Genomic DNA, 17,809 nt, shown 5'->3' with positions numbered 1-17,809 from the left:
TGTCTGCGTATTGCATCGGCGCTCTCGTTACGAACAATGGTTGCAAACTATAGCGGAGTGAAGCCGCTCATCGTGTATAGCGGGAAGTCGTCTCGCTAGCCTTGACTGCGATCAGATCCTTCAAGCTCGCGGAGTGTAGTTCGTATATTTGCAAAGGCAATAGAAAGAGCCTGAAAAGCGAGATAGTTAACATCCCGCCACACATGAGGCCAGCGACAGCGAGCAATAAGCTATCGGCGCGAAAGACAAACAAGGCAAGCCATACTAGCGCGAAAAAAGAGACAGCCAGCGCAGAGCAGAGCGTCGTCATCTGCGATTGCAACAAATACAAAATTCGCGCGGAGTGGCGATTGAGTTGCTCCAACGATAGCGTTTCAGGTCGACCGGCCGTGCCAGTAAAAAGCATTAGCGTGACTACAAAACCTACAACCAGAGCACTGAAGGCGAAGATCGAACCAATGACCATGCCAGGAACACTTGCATCGGGCCCAATCAAGCGCAATGACAAAATCGCAGACGGAACGGCACCCACCAAAAACATCACGAGCGTGATTACTCGAGATCGCACACGCTCCGCGCGACGTTTTGCGTCTAACGCCGCTATCTCTGCATAGACGTCGACGGCCGAAACCCATTCGGCCGGCAGCAGCTTTGCCAGCCACTCTCTACTTTTTAGCTTTGACAGAAAACGTGGCATGAGTTGTAAAGTAGCCATCGTCATCTATTAGCCTCCATGAATTGGAATTAGCTTGACGTAGGCGATCCAGGAATGCCCAAAGCCCATCCACTATATCCGACTTAAAAATTACGCCTGCCGAATCGACCTTTACTGTAACTTCATCCCGCACCTTGAAACGATCCAACCGATTGATTTTATCACCATTCTTCAGGTTTATAATTATCTTATCGAGCCCTGAATCATCCTGTTCTGCTTCATCCACGGCGGTCATAACGGCATCGGTATCGAATGCGTCGCCGTCAGCCTCCCATACCGCGTGAAATTTTTGCGCATGGGAAAGCTGATTCATCTGGGATCTCAAGCGATGCGCCCAGCTCTCGTCATCAGCATCAACTCCTTCCGACACTCGCAGATAAAGTCGATCGACGCCGCCACCTCGCTCAATTTCGTCTCGCAAATTATCGGATATCACATCCATCAGCTCGATCGACGGCCAATTGACGTTCTTATGCGGTGACATACCAGGTAGTGGCGGCGGCTTCTTGCAATGTTTTTCAATGAGTCGACCCAGAACACCCTGCGCAACGTTGTAACCACCTGAGCCCCTGCTGCTTTCGAGCAACACAATTTCCCCAAGGGCAACGCCTCGAATCACCGATGTCAAAGCGCGATCACTCACGCCTGATTTTGGAAGGACCTCAGAAACAATTTCGGGATGCGGCTTGGTGAAATCCAAAGTGGTTTGATCGTGAGCTATCCCGTAGATATAGCTTCCAATTTCGAAGTACACCCCCTTTCCATCACCACCTGGCCTATTTGAAACTGAAGTCAAGAATGCGCATTGTGTGCCCGGCTTTATCTTCGCTGGAGGCGCTGGCGGTGGCGGTAGATGCCGATCCGACCAATTAGGTACGATAGCAACTATCTGCCGGAGCAGAGTTTCAATCGAAGGCGGCTTCGGCGGCGTTTTCGCCTTCCCAAACCGGAACCGTACTCGCTTGGCTTGCAGATACCTTTTAGTGCTAGTAGCCATGATGTCCCTATTCCGTATGCATCTCGTTGCAACGCAATAGGAGCACAAGACAGGCCAGCCAGACAATCGGAACCGGCTTTTCGGTGGCTTCGCCTCGTGCGCTTCCTGTCTTACGTCATAGTTCCAGCTCCCGTTCTCCGCGGTTAAGATTTTGGTACGCAACCAAAAAGTGCGTGCATCCAACGGTCGCCAGAAACTTTTGCGAGACCTGGATCGCCCGGGGTTTCGTAGACATCTCGCAGCCATAAACTATGGCTTAAGCGGAGGTGGTTATGAGCGCGAAGCGGTACACCGATGAATTCAAGATTGAAGCGGTCCGTCAGATCATGGAGTACGGTCGGCCGGTAGCCGAAGTGGCCGAGCGGCTGGGCGTGTCGGTGCACAGCCTGTATGGCTGGCGGCGGCAGTAAGGAAAGAGCGCCGTGGTTCGCCGTGTCGAAAGCGACCAGAACGCGGAAGTGCGTCGCCTGAAGGCGGAACTGCGCCGGGTCACTGAAGAACGAGACATCCTAAAAAAAGCCGCCGGGTACTTTGCCAGGGGGTAAAGGTGAAGTACGCCTTCATGAAGCAGCACGCCGACGAGTTCGGACTGGCGGCCATGTGCCTCGTGTCGCACGTGCACCGCAGCGGCTACTACGCATGGCTTCACAATCACTTACTGCTTTCGCATAGCTCCGGGCGACGCCACAAGGAGCAATCAAACAAGACCGATCTCATCTAGACTGAAAGAATCATTCAGTCCATGAGCCTCCGAGGGACAACTTGAGGCTAGCGAACTGAAGAAATCATGATCGAAACGTCGATCCAAAGCCGCATACCGAAGAATGCTAATCAACTCCCAGCGAAGGAGGCGTCCAAAATGACTCTCCAGGTCGTAGAAGCTGATGCGGCGACCACTAGTCCATTGCTCGTCACAGTAACTGACAACGCTATTCGCCAAATCTCTCCCAATCCTGTAACCCAAGTCGAACGGGTCCGAATCGCCCTGGAACACCGGGCAAAGCCTTCTATCGATAGCAAATGCGTAACTGTCAGGCACGCGATGGGCGGTGCTTTCTGACAGCTTGGCCATGAGGATTTGAGTGCGGTGGATTTCCAACAATCCTTGAACTACGAGCGGGTCAGTCATATTTTCTCCCCTAGTCAACTACGTGGCCTTGGTCGCCCCTATCGCTCAAGCTCCGCTTCAAGCGCTGGCAGCATCACGTCGAGCACGCGCAGGCTTTCTGCGACCAACATTTGATCTCTCGGGGCATCAGGGTCCTTCGATCCATGTAGCAAGTTACAACGCACTTGGTAGATAACTCCAGACACAGCGGCCAAACGCCTGGGGGCAGGCAGATGCCGATTCATATACAGTCGAGCGCACTTTTTCGAAGCGCTGCGAAAACCGGGATTGTTAGACTCGAGCAACATATTGCCGGGGGGGTACAGCAAGCACGCGATCAATCGAGTCGCCAACCTGGGCGATCACTCTCGCCGCAGCAGGCTCGGAGAACGATTGGTGGACGCAACGCATAATCTTTTGCCGCTCATGTCGATCTGGTTCAGCTCCGTACACGGCATTAAAGGCAGCCCACGCTGTGGCGAACTTACCCCAGTCAGGCGGCGCCCCCATCCTGATTCGACGGGCGAATTGAGCTAAGAGGCGCTGACTAACTGCCATAAGTTGGTACGCTGCTTCGGATCCGGCACAGCGCTGTGGGCGGAAACATCATCTGCTGCGGCGGTTGTAGGGGCGCTGGTTAGTTGGCTTGAGAGAAACGCCGAGTTCTCCTGCTTTTCCTCTCACTGCAGATTCGGTGCGTCCTAATTTGAGCCCCATGACGCGAGTTGGCGTATTCTCCCGCGCCAGTTCTCTGAGCTGCTTCGTCTGTGCGGGCGTCCAGTCTTTACCGTGATTCGCAGGCTTTTTTGCCATGTCGACACTCCTCGGTCGTGACGTTGATTCTGTCCCGTAGCCCCGATTGGCATACTAGCCTCGCCGAGTGATTACAACCACACTTTTGGAGAGGCAGCGGTTGCTAGTTCGAATCCTGACGGGCACATTGATCGCTGAAAAACCCGCCTGACAAGTCCACAGCTAACCCATTGATCCGTAAGACCCCGAAAATTCGGGCCTGTGGTTTTCGGTCCACAGCCGCAGAGAAAACGGAGAAAAAGTGGCGAAAATTTCGCCAGAAATGGCGCGCGCTATTTTCTCCAAAACCACAGGCCTACGACGAAAAGGCCGAAAATAAGGCGTTTTCGTGAGGTGCGTAGAGGCGGAGAAAGCCGTTCGACGTTACGGCGTGGTGGAGCGTGGGCAACCGGAATCCAACTCTCTCGATTACCCAGGGTTACCCAGAGATATCCTAAATCAAAATACTCCGCCGAATAGCCCAGCCCACTCGTGCCCGGGTCAGGCTGGGGCCGGCTGGAGCGAGATCGGCCGCTTGGTTGGCAGGCGCCCCAGTGCGGAGGGTAGCCCTTCTCAAATGCCAAGACTGTGGCTGGCCGACGTCCGGGACGATCCACAGCGGTGACCGTAGCAATGTCGCCCAACCGAGGAAGAGTAGTACCCCTGAAGTCGCTGTCCACCCGCTCCGAAGGAATCGCTGCTGTGACGCGGACAACGTCGTGCTCGCAGATGGTCATGACGGGCGTCTGTTGCTGGGATTGTATCGAGCCGCGAAGCGGCTTCGGCTTGAATGAACTGTTTGGGCTCACTAACTTGAAGCTACAAGAGCCTCATCCGGCGATCTATAGCCTGTGAACACTCTTGAGCCACGATCCAGCCAGTACAAGCTCAGTGTCGGTTGTCCCGACTCCTCGATCTTGTAATGGGCAAGACTCGGCGGTGGTTTGTGAAGCCTGGTGCTATTGCATTTGAAGTAGGTGGTCAATGTCGAATCTGCCGCGATCACCAGCTCATAGATGTTGGACCTTACTTTGCTCAATTTGAAGCCAAGGGCGGGCGACCATGCCAATCTTTGCCACTGGAATTTTTTGACAGTCTCTTCGGCCTTGGCTGAGGCGACGAACAAGTAGCTGCTCGAGTTATCTGTGCATGGATGCTTGGGCCATGGAGGGCCTAGCTCATCAAAAAATACGCGGCCACCGTACGGTGTTTGATAGAAGAAAACGGACGCACCGCAGACCGGGCACGAAGCATTTGGGTTGGTGTACGACTCGCCCTGCCGAGCATCTAACGGCCTTGCAGGGCTGGCCTGGTGCGTCTGTTGCGGTGAGCTCCAATCAGTCCGATCAACCCAGTGGCCCTCGACCCAGTGCGTTACACCATAGACGCTTGTTCGCCAGAATCCGCTTCTGTAGTGCATGGCCTCTCCGAATTTTGGTTGTCACCCCTAGCACCGAGTTAAGCCGAGCCGCGAAACGGCGTCGGCTTACGACCTGCTGCAAACGAGACTGGTTTGAACTTGGTAGCCGTGGGCACGTCCAATTCCGCCGACAACCGGGGCCGCGAAGCGGCTTCGACTGAGAGACGTCCTTTGAATGGAAGCTCTTCGTCTTGACTAAGCGTAGAGTCGGCTCAGCTTGCCGTACCAATAAGAATTCGAAATATGAGCCACAGATTAGCAAGGCGCAGAAAACCTTAAACGTAATATTGCGATCAAAGAGGCCATCGTTGACCCGGATAGACGACCTGCCCCGCAGGTCTTCAGGCACACCTAACGCCGGCTAGGCGAGGACCTGATTTGTCTACTACCATTACAGCAAATTTTTCTAGGGGACCTCTTATGACGAATCCAGATCGGCCCGCCCAGCCAACAAACCCGCCTCGTGAAGAGAAGCATAGTCACACTCCCCCAGAGCGAAATCCCCCGCCTCCGCCGGAGCGTCGCTGAGTTGGCTTCAGATGGTGGCGTCTATGAGAGGACCAAGTACGAGCTAATGCTCGACATCGACTATGCCGTTTGCTTCTCCGAGGCCAACTGCAGGCTTTTTACGCGACTGAAGAAAGTCTTCGTATTAATTAACCTCTTAGCAGGATCAGCTGCCATGACCACGTTGCTAAGTAAAAATGCAACGATAGCCGCAATTGCAGGCATAGTCGTAGCAATGATCTCTATGATCGACTTGGTCTACGATCCGGGCGCCGCCGCTGCCGCACACATGCGGGACAAGCAAGCCTTTCTCAGCCTTCGATCTCGCTATTCCCGTCTGTCTCTTGAAGGGGGCGATAGCGAGCTTGCAAAAATAAAGATGTCGGCTACTCATGGCCTTCAATCCCTTGCGCGTCCAGCTCACAATGAAAACTTGCGCCACCACGGCCGCAAAGAATACCTCGTGGAGCTATCTCGTTGGGAGCAACTTGTGAAGCTATTTGCTTAGCGGCGCGAGCGAGAGATTGAATCACCCAGGGTTTCGTAGACATCTCGCAGCCATAAACTATGGCTTAAGTGAAGGTGGTTATGAGCGCGAAACGGTACACCGATGAATTCAAGATCGAAGCGGTCCGGCAGATCGTGGAGTACGGGCGCCCCGTGACCGAAGTGGCCGAGCGTCTGGGCGTGTCGGTGTACAGCTTGTACGGCTGGCGGCGGCAGCAAGGCAAAGGCGACGTGGTTCGCCGCGTGGAAAGCGACCAGAGCGCGGAAGTGCGTCGTCTGAAGGCGGAACTTCGCCGCATGACAGAAGAACGAGACATCCTAAAAAAAGCCGCCGCGTACTTTGCCAAGGGGTAAAGGTGAAGTACGCCTTCATGAAGCAGCACGCCAGCGATTTGGGGCTGGCGGCAATGTGTCGCGTGCTGCATGTGCATCGTAGCGGCTACTACGCGTGGCTTCGCGAACCCAGCAGTGCTCGTGCACGCGACGATCAACGGCTGCTCGGTTTGATCAAGCATTGCTGGCTGGAGAGCGGCTCGATCTACGGCCATCGCAAGATCACCAAGGATCTGCGCGAGTTGGGCGATACATGCAGCAAACACAGCGTTGCACGCCTGATGGAGCAAGAAGGACTGCGCGCCATGGTGGGCTATGGCCGACGTCCGCGGCCATTAAGTGGGCCGATCGGCGCGGTGGCTAACAACACGCTGGCGCGTGCGTTCACGGCGCAGGATCCGAACCGGGTGTGGGTCACCGGCATCACCTACATCCGCACTTGCGCGAACTGAATCATTATCTTCGCAGGATCACCGAACAACTTAGCGCCCCGCTAGAGGAAGTGGACGCCCTTCGCTATTAGTCCCACCGCCTTATCGAGTCGTTCTAGATCGAGGCGAAAACTTGCACCACGTGTAGAAAGTGGCTCAACTGCGGCCGTTTCGGTCACGAGATTTCCACTCCGCGGACAATCGCTTCAGATCGCAGAAGGTGTCCGGATGCCCCCCTCGCGCTTCGTCGGAGGCAAAATCGATATACGCTTTTGCCCGATCAAACAAGCGGATTACGGCGGTGCTTATTGAGGAAAACAAGAGATCGCCATCGAGGTCCCCCGCCTTGATGCCGACGGCCATGAACTCATAGTAGTTGAGTACGAACTTTAGCGCCTGAATTGCCTCTGCTTTTTCGACATTTGCATTCGCAGTGTCCAGCGCCGAGCTGGCGTTACGCAAAAAACCTTCTTTCGGAGCGCCATTCTGCAGTTTCGCTATTTGGCTAAGATTCGCCTGCGCGCCCGCCGCGGCATTTCTCGCCTTCGTTAAGGCGTCTGGAGCAAAAAATGGAACATAAGACTGCGGGATTGGACCGCTACCGGGCGGAAAGTGGTAACTGACAATCTCCAGGCGTTTAATTATTTCCGAATTTTTCCGCATTTCCATAATTATCGCAAATGCGTTGTTGGTTCGATGCGCCTTGGTCGTGAGCTTGAAGTGAATTAGCCAGCCTACGGCAGCCGCCCAAATAGCCACTAGCACTGGAACCAAATTATTGAGTAGCTTGTCCAGAGCTGGGTAGAGATTACTGATGATATGCATGTAGCTGTAGAAGAGCGCAGCGATGCCCAGTGCCAGCATCACGAACGACCATATGCAAACAGTCAACAGATGGCGATGATCAAGATGCGCAGCTAGAAGAAGCGAGCGCCACATGAAGACAACTAACCCCGAATAGGCCAACAGCACTAGGGCACCTTTGCCGAAATCCGTGAGCAATGGATTGAAGACAACAGCTGCCATTGCGATCACTGCGACCCCCAGGCCAACCCACGCGGCCCAATGCTTCGCAGCGATATCCTTAAAGATGTGCTCCATTCCATCCCCTAATATGGAGAAGGGCCCCGACGGGGCCCTTCTGTTTTGCTTACTCTTCGACGGCGATCATATCGTTCTTCATGGCTGTCTCCACTGGCATGTAGCTTGTGGATCTCCTTCCCACTTATGGCTACGAAATTTGACCAGACAACAGGCCATCAGTTCCGAAGCCCCATAAGCCGAACGATCTCGGCCACACATGAGACGGGCGACTGACTCATGCAGTTCGAGCCTAGCAAGGATGCGCCATGCCTGGAACTGCCTCCTGTCGCTAAATTGAGGCCGGTTGGCCGGACGGTTACTGATGACCTAACTAGCTGAATCGGACGTCGGGTGATGATGTGAATTCGGCAGCAAGAGTCTGCGCCCGATAGGGCGCTGGCCAAGGGCGCGCGCAAGAGTGGGCAGGTCGAGGGTGATCCCACCACCCCCACCACTCGTAAGCGATTCTCGGCAAGGGCTTGCGTAAGTTACGCGAAAAGTTAGGCCTCTCGCGGGAGACTTTCGCCCCGCTGCTCGGAGCAAGTGCGCAGACCGTCTATAACAGGGAGCAGCAAGGCACCCGCCCTCGTCCCGAGATAATCGAGAAGATCGCCATCTTGCGTGGCATGTCCAAACGAGAAGTGCTTGCTGTACTCGATCAGCACAACTCGCCGCCAGCCAAAAGCACCAAGCGCACGCCTACGAAGTACACCCAGAAGCGGCCGAAGAAGACGGCCAAGCCAGCAAGAAGGTCACGTCCGGTAAGTCTTCGGATGCAGTTGCGGCCGCTTAACGTTACCGCCAGCCCTGCCGTCTCGATTCGGGAGACGGCACCTGACTAGGGTCCGGCCATTGCCACTGACCGGGCCCTACAAAATCTGCCTACCGGCTTTCATCGGGAGGCCCCTTTTCAGGCTCGATCTTTCCGGTTGCGGATGTCTACGAAATCCTGGTAACTCTACGCTGATCCGAAAGTCGCCTTCCAACCGGCAGCCCGAGTCGGGTCAACAATATCCAGACTGCCCCGCCCAACAAGTAACGCCTCATCATTTCTTCGGTAGAGACGGCTTCTCGCCGGGTAATTCCTGACGCCAGAACATCGAGCCCAAGACCTTAACTCTTCCAAGGGACTCCGACGCTCCGCCGCGTCTATCGCGAGAAAATAGGCCAGTTATTGTTACCGGCCCTTCGTAGTTGTCGAACTCGGCATCGAAGCCACGGGCCTGATCCGCGTCCACCTCCAAGTAAACTCCATCCCTGCCGGCCGAATAAACATAGGCATCCTTGCTGGCAAAGAGATAGTAGCCGCTTAATGACTTGTGCAAGTATCCGGTTATCTCTACGTATCTCTTATTGACCTCGACGGAGGCATTCAATCTATAGAAATTCGTTCTGCAGACGATTTCTTTCTTCTGCAAGACGGGAACTGTACGACAGCTTTCGTTCGACAAGGTAGCCGCCTTGGATTCTCCGAGCCATGATGCCTGAGCCAACGCTACACAGGCCACCATGCCATAGGTCAATAGACAATTAGTGTTCGGCATAAAAACTCTCATTTAGATAAGAGGCACCGTTAATTTTAATGTAGGAGCTGGCTTCCCAACCATATACTTTTCCATCAGGACGGCTAACGAACGCGGTTTGCTCGAATGATCCAGATGTATCGCGATTCCATCCGTTTACAGGTAGTCGTACGCTATCGCTCCCAGCCGTACGCCAGTGGGCGAGCGCAGGTCAACGTAGCCGTAGAGCAACTAGGACAGGAGCAGACCGGCGCAGGCCTTTACCGCTCTCCGGAGTTTCGGATCAGCCCTCCATGCCCGCTGATTCGCTTGGCCGCGTTCTACACATAGTTAAAACGCCCGCAGGTCGCAGCGCCCCCTGTCTACGAAGCTAGGCGGAAACCACGCCAGGCTATCGTTGAAGTGCTGTCTAAACCTATAGAGAGCGTCTCATGTCATGAGATCGACAAGCGGTAAGTATGGATCGATGATGTACATGGGAGTTTCGCACCCATGACTTAAATGACTTTCGTCACAGTCGGGGTTTTTAAGGAGGAGGTCGCTAGGCTGCTATGAGTACAACGGCCCTGTTGGATACCTTGTTAGATCTGACCCCCCAACAACGCAACTTGTTGTTGATGAGGCCACTCTTCCAGCTGGAGCTCACAAAGAATAAGTTCTCAGACTCCACTGCCGACGGCCGGAGCCTCTTCGAAGGTGTAGACACGCATTATCTTAGTCTCGCCGCCTTGACCCACATGATGGAAGGTACGGCAGTCGCCGTTGGCTACACCCAGGAAGAGGTAGTTCAGCATTTAGCCTCCATCGTATCTCGGATGAAGCCCGCCGGGACAGCGAAGCAATGGGAGCGTATTGCTGAGATCGTTGTTGACGCGCTAGACAATGCATCCAACAACTACTTGGAGCACTCGTACGAGTACTTCCATGCCCCGTCTGGCGAAAGCCGGAAGGTAGGATTTCGATTGACCACTTACGAACCTGATCTTGAGGACTCGTACCGTTACCACCCGACGGCAGAGGGATACCTCGTTCTCATGGGCATGCTCGACCTGAAGGTGGAAGATCACCAAATCCTTGTCGAGCGGATGCTTCAGCTACTGATAGAGCGTGGTCGATTCGATCAGGCCTACGAGTTTGCAAGGCGGGCTCGAATGCTCTCTATCGAGCACCGTCAGCAGATTCGAGACTTCATTCATCAGGCTTGGCGGGCGCCGGGGTCGGTTGCCTGGGCTCGCGAAATCGCTCCTCGGCTACATGAAGCGCGTATGCACATCCACGCACGTCAAGAAGAGGACCGGCGATTGGAGGAGTCGGTCCGTGAGCAGCTAATTCAGGTGACTGACGACAGAGCACGGGAGCAGCTCGTGCGGCTGCACGGCGTCCTCAAAAGTGCAAGCGGAGTGCGCGCCCATCTTCAGGTCGAAGTGATCGGAGCAGGTGACAAATTCATGGATGCGCAGGTGGGCGCCTTCCGCTCGCGTCGGCCATCCTCCTTCCCTGACCTAGAGACCCGACTGTTGCCCGAAGCACTGGCGACAGCTCAATCCGTCTTGGCCGAAAGTGTTGATGCGTTGCTTCTAAGCCTTTATCCGGCCATCGCGCCGAAAGCACCTGACCTTTCGAATGTTCTGGCTCTACTGCTCGCTCGACGCGAGTACGACGAACCAAGCGAGGACGACTCTGAGAGCGGGGAACTACTGCCGTTCAAGAGGTACCACGACCCATTTCCAGAGAATGTGATGCAATTCGTGCAGAGCTGGGTATCAGCGAAGTTTTCCATCGGCGGCAGTTGGAAACTCGATGAACTGCTTGCACATTCCGAGGATGAAGGCCTTACCCCGATAGAACGCCAGTGCATCGTCTACGTCCTCTATCGCAGCTACCCTGATAGCGAGAGCCTGTTCAAGAGTATGCGAGCACATGCGGATGGTGCGTTTATGACTGACGTGGCAGCAGGCGACAACCTTCGTTTCGATCCCGCGGAGATCAGATGAGCAGCATCCATCGCGAAGCCACCCGACTTCTCTACAAGGCCTTAAATCTCACGAGCTCTCCGTCGACAGATCTAGAGTATAGAGATCTGCTACATAAGTTCCGTGCCGACCCGGCATTCTCCTTGGCGGTTCGGGAAGCGGCAATCGGCCTGGAGCTTCATATTCTGGACGTGAGTGAGCGTGGATTGATCCTGGCGCCATCTTCAAAAGAGAGCCGCTTTTCGCTTCGGATGACGGACTTACGCGGACAATTCAGCGCAGAGCAGAAGGTAGCCCTGGCCATGGCGCATTTGGCCATCGCCGCCGTCTTCTTCCCAACCACCGACCGGTTGGACGATGACGCCAAGGCGCCGCTACCGGCGACGCTCGCGCGCTTTCGCGACACACTTCTTGGCATCGTTAACCGCCTCTCGGACACACAAGACCCGGATGAAGCGGCGGACATCAGTGAAGAGCTGGTGCCTGGCTGGCAGTATTTGAGGCGTTTGCCGGCGGTAAACCCGAAGGCAGAACGGGCATCCGCGTCCTCGGTGGACGGCTTCGTGCGGATTGCCGTCAACAGAATGGTCGAGTACGGCCTACTGAGGATGGTTCGCGAAGGCGAGGATGAAGCGCTGTCGCTTTTCACAGCAACTCACAGGTTGCGTGTCCACTTGCGTGAGCTGACGCTACCTCGCCTTTTTCACGTGACACGCGATGCGGCGAATGCTGCAGGGGCAATCTAGATGCAGCGAATTTCAAGAATTTACGTCAGTCATTTCGGTAGTCCGACAGCTTGGTACGACAGCCATCTATTTGGGCTGGATGACCCAGACACAGACAGCCCTACGGACACGGTATTCAACCTGGAGAACGCGGGCGGCAAAACCTCGTTACTTTCTTACATCTTCAGTTGCTTCGACCCGAAACTGGATCGGTGGCTCCAGCACTTGCAGACGAAAAATCATCACTTTCATGACTACTTTTCGCGCGACGGCCGCCCTTCGTTCATCTTGATTGAGTGGCGGATGCCCGGTCGAGCTGCCGGCTTACCTGATTATAGTTTTTTGATTGGACAAGCTGTGACTATCAAAGACAATGCCGAACGAAATAACGACGTCGAACGATGGTTTTTTGCCCATGAGACAGCGCCCGGACTGTCGATGGAGAATTTTCCCGCCCCCGGTCTTCACCAGAACCCTGTTCGCACCATGCCCGAGTTCGTGCATTGGCTTCAGGAGGCCACCGCAAAATCGAAAGGCGACTTCTTCCGCACCAAGACCCAGGATGACTGGATCAAGCATCTAGGAAACGTGCGTGGGCTGGATATAGAACTGCTTCGGATGCAGGTCGATTTCAACAGCAATGAAGGCGGAATGGAGGAAGGCTTCCTCACATTCAACTCGGAAGCCGACCTGATACGACGCTTTCTTCTGCTAACACTCGACCCTGAGAAGTCGGCGACTGTGCGCGCGGGGTTGGCTCAAACCGCTGACAAGCTGAAGTCGCGGCCTCGGTACGAGCAACAGCTACAGCAGCTCACGAAGCTCCACACGGCCATGGTGCCATTCGTTGATGCAGCGGCCGAGTTCCAAGCTGTCTCAGAGCAACATGGTGCGACAAGAAGAGACGCAGCGAGTCTCGCCGCTGCATTACGCCGTGGCGGGCAAGAAACGGAGGCCGCTGCAGCGGAGAAGCGTAGCTATGCTGAAGCCCAAGAGGCCTTGGTGAAAGTTGCAGAGGAGAACGCCGAGCTTCATACAGTCGACGTTGTGGCGTTGAAAGGCCTCCAACTCCATCGCAGAATCGTCGCCGCGAAAGCAATAGAAGAGCTCGCGTCTGAGAAGCAGGCCGCGGGGGGGAAACGGATCCGAATGCTCCATGGAGCCAAGGCGCTGGGGCACTGGGAAGCAAAGACTGAAGCAGCGAAAGAGCTCGAAGCATTAGTCGAATCAGAAGAACAAGGTCTCCAGTCGGTACGGCAGCAAGCAGAGATACAGGGCGCGCTACTTGACAGCGCCCTGGCCGCTGCGGAGGCCCGCGAAAAGTCCAAGATGGCTCAAGCCAACACGCAGGGGGCAGCCGCTCAGCAGGAGATGGCAGCTATCGGCCTACTAGAGCAGCAGATCAACAGCCGCCTCAGCGCGATTGCGAATGAGCAGGGGCAGGTTCAAGCTTTTCTCGAGAGGCTCCGACTACAGCGCCATCGGCTGGAACAGGATGGCCTCGTATTGACATCGGATCTGCGGGTGGAAACTGCCATTGAGCGTGTTCAGCTCAAAATTGAAGAGCTTGAGACGCAGGATCAAGCTCTTGGAGATCGCATCCTTGGCCTACAGGATCAAGAGCAGCAGCACCAGAGTAACGGGGCTGACCAGGGCTTGAAGGCCGCCAAAGCAGCCTCAGATCAAAAGCCGCTGGAGGACTTTCTGTCCAAGGGGCGCTCACTGCATGACGAACTCGCCCAAATGGAGGTCATGCGCGCAGCAGCGGACGCCGAGCTTGCTGATCCCGATTCAGTAACGCTCCTTGACGACCTTGAAGGGCTTCTTGCAGAGACTGATCGAGAAATTAGCGAGCGAGATGTTCGGCTTGCACAGCTTAGTTCGGATCGAAGCTCAATCGTGGAGACCGGTCTAGCGGGGCGTAACGCCGACGTGGACGCAGCCGTTAGACAACTCCATGCTTTGGGCATCCGATCCGCAAGAGCCGCTAATACTTATGTGGCCGATTTGATTTCCGACGTTGATAGGGCTTCACAGTTGGTGCTCTCGGACCCCGCGCGATTCCTCGGCATTGCCGTTGCTCAAGGAGACTGGTCGAAGCTCGAGGAAAAACGGGATGGCGTGAAGGTCAAGCTCAGAGCACCAGTCACGGTTGCTCAGGCAACCCTAGATACTCAAGACGCTGCATTTGGAAAGATTGTCTTCGCACCTGAAGACGCGGCGCTATTCAACAAGGATGCAGCCAGAGTGGCCCTTGGCCATTTGGATACGCGCATCGCCTCGACAGCAGAGCAGCGCGATGCGTACCTAAAACGGCGTACGGACGGGAGCGCTGGGCGGGAGATGCTGCTGAGATACCAAAGGGAGTTCGGGGCGGCTCGGCTGAAGCAAGCAGATGCCGACCTCAACGATCTGAAGGTTAGTGAAAGCACGGCGAGAGCACGGCAAAAAGAGTTCTTACTGTTGGTTGATCAGGTCAAACAAGATCGTGTGCATGCAGAAAACCAGCGCAAGTCATTTCCTAGAAAGATCGAAGCAAGCAAGAATGCGCGCCGGCGGCTGGCGGAGTATCTGCATGACTTCGAAGAGCCCAGCGGCGCAAAACAGAAGCGATCAGATGAACTCGCGTCACAAACTACGTTTGAGGAGGCGCGCCTAACCAGTTTAGCGGTACAGCGCGAGGAAGTCGACACACGTCGACTTCGCTTCATTAACGACAAGGTAATGCATGAGAACAACGCCCGAGTTCACTCCACGCACCGTGCCGGCATCTCCTACATCGACAGGAAATATCCAGCCGAGCAGCAGCTAGAGGCCCGACCGCGCGCTCTCGAAGTACTGAGAGCGACATACGATGACGCTGCCGCAGCCCTGGAAGCCCAGGAGCGTGACAAGTTAGGCGTCCTCGCAGATCGCCTTAAGACTGCCAGATTAGAGCGGCAGGCCGCTGAGACCTCCTACAGGAAGGACTATGGCGACCTCTCACCAGACGAGCTCGAACCACTGCGGGCCTTGGACTTTGAGCCTGAGGTCCGCGAACAGAACATAGTCAATCAACGGCTAGCGGAGCTGAGTAGCGAGGCTAGCAATAGACACGCTTCTGCCCAAACCGAGCACGAGATCTTTTGGAGAAACCAAAAGCAACGGCGTCCGCCGACACAACAAATGGAGGCGCTGAATGATTCTGACTTGGCTAGAAAAATCTCTACCACCGAAGACGATGTGGTGAAGGCAACCGAAGTCGCCGATCGGGCGAGACGCGAAGCTCATCGCGCGCGCGAGCAGGTAGCGGACGCCGAACTTTCTGCATCAAAGCTAAGCATCCTGCTTGCTAATTTGATCGCGGCCGTCTCGAAGATGGATGAGGACTTTCAGCAACCAAGTTTACCGATTGATCCAGAGTTGTACACGACGGAGCTAATTCGTCGACATGGCGAGACCAAAGAGCGCGTGGACAGGCAGCGCGACAAAGCTTTGACGGCTTTCCAGGCGCTGGTGGCTTCGGCCATGGCAAAGGACCTGATTGAGGTCGAGCCAGAACTATCCAGAGACATAATTGAAAGCAATTTCGACTTGACGTGCTCTGACAGGCTGCGCGTCCTCGAGCTGATCCTGGACCGAATAGCTGCCGCGAAGGACACCCTAGACACCATGGAGCCGGACCTGCAGAACTCGATCGGCGAACTCTACAATTTGACATTTGAAGGCATTGCCTTATTGACCAGGGCTTGCAACAAGACGATGCCTATGGCAGCTCCTTACATCGGCGGTAAGCCCATCATCAAGATGAAGGCGAATTTCAAAGGAATCCCTGTGGAGTCCCGCAAGGAGGCCATCCGCGCTTACTTCAACGGGCTCATCAAAGCTGGGATCGTGCCCGCTAAGGGCGCAGATCTAGTAGTTCAGAGCCTAGTTGCCATCAGTGGCCGGCCAGACCTAGGCTTGGAAGTGCTGAAGATGGAGCAGAATGAGGCCCACCAGTACCAGCTCGCAAGCGAGCTCAAGGGCTCTAAGGGACAGGGAAGTGTCATCGCAATGTTCCTGTACCTGCTTATCAGCCAGCTCCGTTCCGACACCCAAGCCACAGCCAAACGTGCTGGTGGCGGCCCACTGATCCTGGACAACCCGTTCGCAAAGGTACAGACGCGCGCGCTCATCGATGCACAACGCCTTTTGGCCAAAGAAATCGGCGTACAGCTTATCTTTTTTACTGCCAATGCGGATGCCAACATCTTGGCCGGCTTTCGCAGGGTCATTCGCCTGCGCAAATCACACATGAACTCCCGGTCCCAGAGATCTCACATTGAGATGATTTCTGCGACGTTCGAGGATCTGACTACCTCCGAGCTGTCAGCATGAGTGGACACTTCCTAAATCGGCTCCACGCTCATCCAAAAAAACGTATCGCGCTGGCCGAACTCCGCCAGATGTGGCTGACTGTTCATCCGGAGCAGGTTGAGCATCCAGAACGGGACTCTTTGATGCTAGAGACCCTAAGCAACTACGCGGAGCATGGATATCTGGCCCTACCGGCGGCCAACAGTTTTGAGAAGGTCGGCCACCCGCGAATGCCGAAGTTTGTCACCCTTATCACTGGCAGTCGGCATATTCCCACCACTGACTGGGCAGCGTTGCCTTGGCTGCCGGAGCTTGGCTTTTGGCCATTGCTGAAGAACTCGGAAAAACAAGTGGCGTTCGCCATCAATGAATGGTTACGCCGGCCTAAAGGCCGCGGCCTGTTCGCCCCCCTCAGGGAACGAGCACTAGAGATCTTTGGGGACGAGAAGTTCCTTGACCTACGGGTCCGTAATGATGCGCTTTTCGCGGGGCGGCTTCCTTTGACTATTCTCAGGACCTTTCTGGTATCTCCACCGCTTCCGCACAAGAAGGCAAATGCTCCCGGACGACCAGCAGTCATCGTTGAGAACCATCACACGTATTGGAGCCTGAGCGAATGGAACGTAGACGCCAAGAGGTACGCCACTGTCATCTATGGATCTGGCTACGCGGTCTCTTCGACTAGCCGAGCACTGGACGAGATTTTACGTGAAGTGAATGGAACATCCGTTCTTTACTTTGGCGATCTAGATCCGGAGGGAATTGCCATCCCGTTACGTATTCAGAGCGCTGGAGCAAGCGAGATCTGCCCAGACATTGACCTCTACGAGCTGGCTCTGGCCCATGGACGCAGAAGATATGAGGTCCACCGGCTGCTCGACGACATTTCCACATTGCATCGCTGGATCCCTTCCCTTGCAACAGAAGTTGAAACGATGTGGATGGAGGGACAATGGATTCCTCAAGAGGGCGTAGGCATCGAGCTGTTGCATGAACGGGGCTCTCAGCTATTGACCTAACAATGGGCCTCGTGCCGACGAACGGATGTGCGTCGGCCACGTCGCAGAGTCTGACGTTATGTCCGCCGATGCACCCACTCCGCCCCTTGCCGGCGGCCAGAGCCGGGCGTAGCGTCTCCCGAATCCCCCCCGTGTCGGGCGCCCGCGGCGATGAAAGCACTGTCCCAGGCCACGTTGGTCGAACTCGCCCACGCCGGCGCCGTGCGCGGCGACACCCTGCACGGCCGCGCCGACGGCTACGTCCTGTCGGTGCAGTACGGCCTGCACGAGGCCGTGCTGACCGCCAAACGCGGCGGCGCCCGCCGCTTCGCCCGGATCGACACCGCCCTCGCGTTGCT

The 17,809-nt window shown here is 55.5% G+C and carries 13 protein-coding genes and 2 pseudogenes; 9 read left to right on the top strand and 6 right to left on the bottom strand.

Annotated features, from left to right (window positions below):
* Window positions 1-67: 67 nt before the first annotated feature.
* Both V7787_RS07970 and V7787_RS07965 read right to left on the bottom strand, forming a co-directional pair.
* Window positions 68-721, bottom strand: coding sequence for a hypothetical protein (locus V7787_RS07970; protein ID WP_336086990.1), 654 nt, complete (start codon window positions 719-721; stop codon window positions 68-70).
* On the bottom strand, window positions 666-1,469 hold the full coding sequence (locus V7787_RS07965) for a hypothetical protein (RefSeq protein ID WP_336086989.1): 804 nt from the start codon (window positions 1,467-1,469) through the stop codon (window positions 666-668). Before V7787_RS07965 ends, V7787_RS07970 begins: the two co-directional genes overlap by 56 nt.
* Before the next feature lie 515 nt (window positions 1,470-1,984).
* Between V7787_RS07965 and V7787_RS07960 the strand changes: the two are divergent.
* Window positions 1,985-2,358: pseudogene (locus V7787_RS07960) on the top strand (transposase); the annotation flags it as partial.
* Between the two features lie 51 nt (window positions 2,359-2,409).
* Here V7787_RS07960 and V7787_RS07955 read toward each other — a convergent pair.
* The gene (locus V7787_RS07955; RefSeq protein ID WP_336086987.1) at window positions 2,410-2,841 is read right to left on the bottom strand and encodes a hypothetical protein; all 432 of its coding nucleotides are present in this window, start codon (window positions 2,839-2,841) and stop codon (window positions 2,410-2,412) included.
* 585 nt (window positions 2,842-3,426) lie between these two features.
* Window positions 3,427-3,633 (bottom strand): hypothetical protein, encoded by a 207-nt coding sequence (locus tag V7787_RS07950; protein ID WP_336086986.1) that lies wholly within the window; start codon window positions 3,631-3,633, stop codon window positions 3,427-3,429.
* 1,973 nt (window positions 3,634-5,606) lie between these two features.
* On the opposite strand from V7787_RS07950, the gene V7787_RS07945 reads away from it, so the two are divergent.
* Together V7787_RS07945 and V7787_RS07940 are read left to right on the top strand one after the other, a co-directional pair.
* Window positions 5,607-6,047 carry a hypothetical protein gene (locus V7787_RS07945; RefSeq protein WP_336086985.1) on the top strand — a complete coding sequence of 147 codons (441 nt, stop codon included), beginning with the start codon at window positions 5,607-5,609 and terminating at the stop codon, window positions 6,045-6,047.
* 80 nt (window positions 6,048-6,127) lie between these two features.
* Window positions 6,128-6,819: pseudogene (locus V7787_RS07940) on the top strand (IS3 family transposase); the annotation flags it as partial.
* Window positions 6,820-6,966: 147 nt separating this feature from the next.
* On the opposite strand, the gene V7787_RS07935 reads toward V7787_RS07940, so the two are convergent.
* Window positions 6,967-7,911, bottom strand: a complete 945-nt coding sequence (locus V7787_RS07935) for a DUF4760 domain-containing protein (RefSeq protein ID WP_336086983.1) — start codon at window positions 7,909-7,911, stop codon at window positions 6,967-6,969.
* A 461-nt stretch (window positions 7,912-8,372) separates the two neighbouring features.
* On the opposite strand from V7787_RS07935, the gene V7787_RS53060 reads away from it, so the two are divergent.
* Window positions 8,373-8,735 carry a helix-turn-helix domain-containing protein gene (locus V7787_RS53060; RefSeq protein ID WP_442965307.1) on the top strand — a complete coding sequence of 121 codons (363 nt, stop codon included), beginning with the start codon at window positions 8,373-8,375 and terminating at the stop codon, window positions 8,733-8,735.
* A 204-nt stretch (window positions 8,736-8,939) separates the two neighbouring features.
* Here the strand turns inward: V7787_RS53060 and V7787_RS07930 are convergent, their stop codons facing one another.
* A complete protein-coding gene (locus V7787_RS07930) occupies window positions 8,940-9,437 on the bottom strand; it encodes a hypothetical protein (protein ID WP_336086982.1) in 498 nt (165 codons plus the stop codon).
* Window positions 9,438-9,967: 530 nt separating this feature from the next.
* On the opposite strand from V7787_RS07930, the gene V7787_RS07925 reads away from it, so the two are divergent.
* The 5 genes from V7787_RS07925 to V7787_RS07905 form a co-directional block, all read left to right on the top strand.
* Window positions 9,968-11,410, top strand: coding sequence for a hypothetical protein (locus V7787_RS07925; protein ID WP_336086981.1), 1,443 nt, complete (start codon window positions 9,968-9,970; stop codon window positions 11,408-11,410).
* Complete coding sequence (locus V7787_RS07920; RefSeq protein ID WP_336086980.1) at window positions 11,407-12,135, top strand: hypothetical protein; 729 nt, start codon at window positions 11,407-11,409, stop codon at window positions 12,133-12,135. Before V7787_RS07925 ends, V7787_RS07920 begins: the two co-directional genes overlap by 4 nt.
* Window positions 12,136-16,473, top strand: coding sequence for a hypothetical protein (locus tag V7787_RS07915; protein ID WP_336086978.1), 4,338 nt, complete (start codon window positions 12,136-12,138; stop codon window positions 16,471-16,473).
* Window positions 16,470-17,471, top strand: a complete 1,002-nt coding sequence (locus tag V7787_RS07910; RefSeq protein WP_336086977.1) for a Wadjet anti-phage system protein JetD domain-containing protein — start codon at window positions 16,470-16,472, stop codon at window positions 17,469-17,471. Before V7787_RS07915 ends, V7787_RS07910 begins: the two co-directional genes overlap by 4 nt.
* 150 nt (window positions 17,472-17,621) lie before the next feature.
* Window positions 17,622-17,809: hypothetical protein (locus V7787_RS07905; protein WP_336086976.1), on the top strand; the 188-nt coding region annotated here is incomplete at its 3' end.

The sequence above is a fragment of the Pseudomonas sp. CGJS7 genome (genome assembly GCF_036961695.1).
Note: the sequence above shows the minus strand (reverse complement) of the source record. Positions and strands in the feature narration are given on the sequence as shown.

Coding starts and splice junctions, on each gene's coding strand:
- V7787_RS07935 (WP_336086983.1), bottom strand. CDS start 7,911: ATGGAGCACATCTTTAAGGATATCGCTGCGAAGCATTGGGCCGCGTGG.
- V7787_RS07950 (WP_336086986.1), bottom strand. CDS start 3,633: ATGGCAAAAAAGCCTGCGAATCACGGTAAAGACTGGACGCCCGCACAG.
- V7787_RS07910 (WP_336086977.1), top strand. CDS start 16,470: ATGAGTGGACACTTCCTAAATCGGCTCCACGCTCATCCAAAAAAACGT.
- V7787_RS07925 (WP_336086981.1), top strand. CDS start 9,968: ATGAGTACAACGGCCCTGTTGGATACCTTGTTAGATCTGACCCCCCAA.
- V7787_RS07915 (WP_336086978.1), top strand. CDS start 12,136: ATGCAGCGAATTTCAAGAATTTACGTCAGTCATTTCGGTAGTCCGACA.
- V7787_RS07955 (WP_336086987.1), bottom strand. CDS start 2,841: ATGACTGACCCGCTCGTAGTTCAAGGATTGTTGGAAATCCACCGCACT.
- V7787_RS07970 (WP_336086990.1), bottom strand. CDS start 721: ATGACGATGGCTACTTTACAACTCATGCCACGTTTTCTGTCAAAGCTA.
- V7787_RS07930 (WP_336086982.1), bottom strand. CDS start 9,437: ATGCCGAACACTAATTGTCTATTGACCTATGGCATGGTGGCCTGTGTA.
- V7787_RS07920 (WP_336086980.1), top strand. CDS start 11,407: ATGAGCAGCATCCATCGCGAAGCCACCCGACTTCTCTACAAGGCCTTA.
- V7787_RS07945 (WP_336086985.1), top strand. CDS start 5,607: ATGCTCGACATCGACTATGCCGTTTGCTTCTCCGAGGCCAACTGCAGG.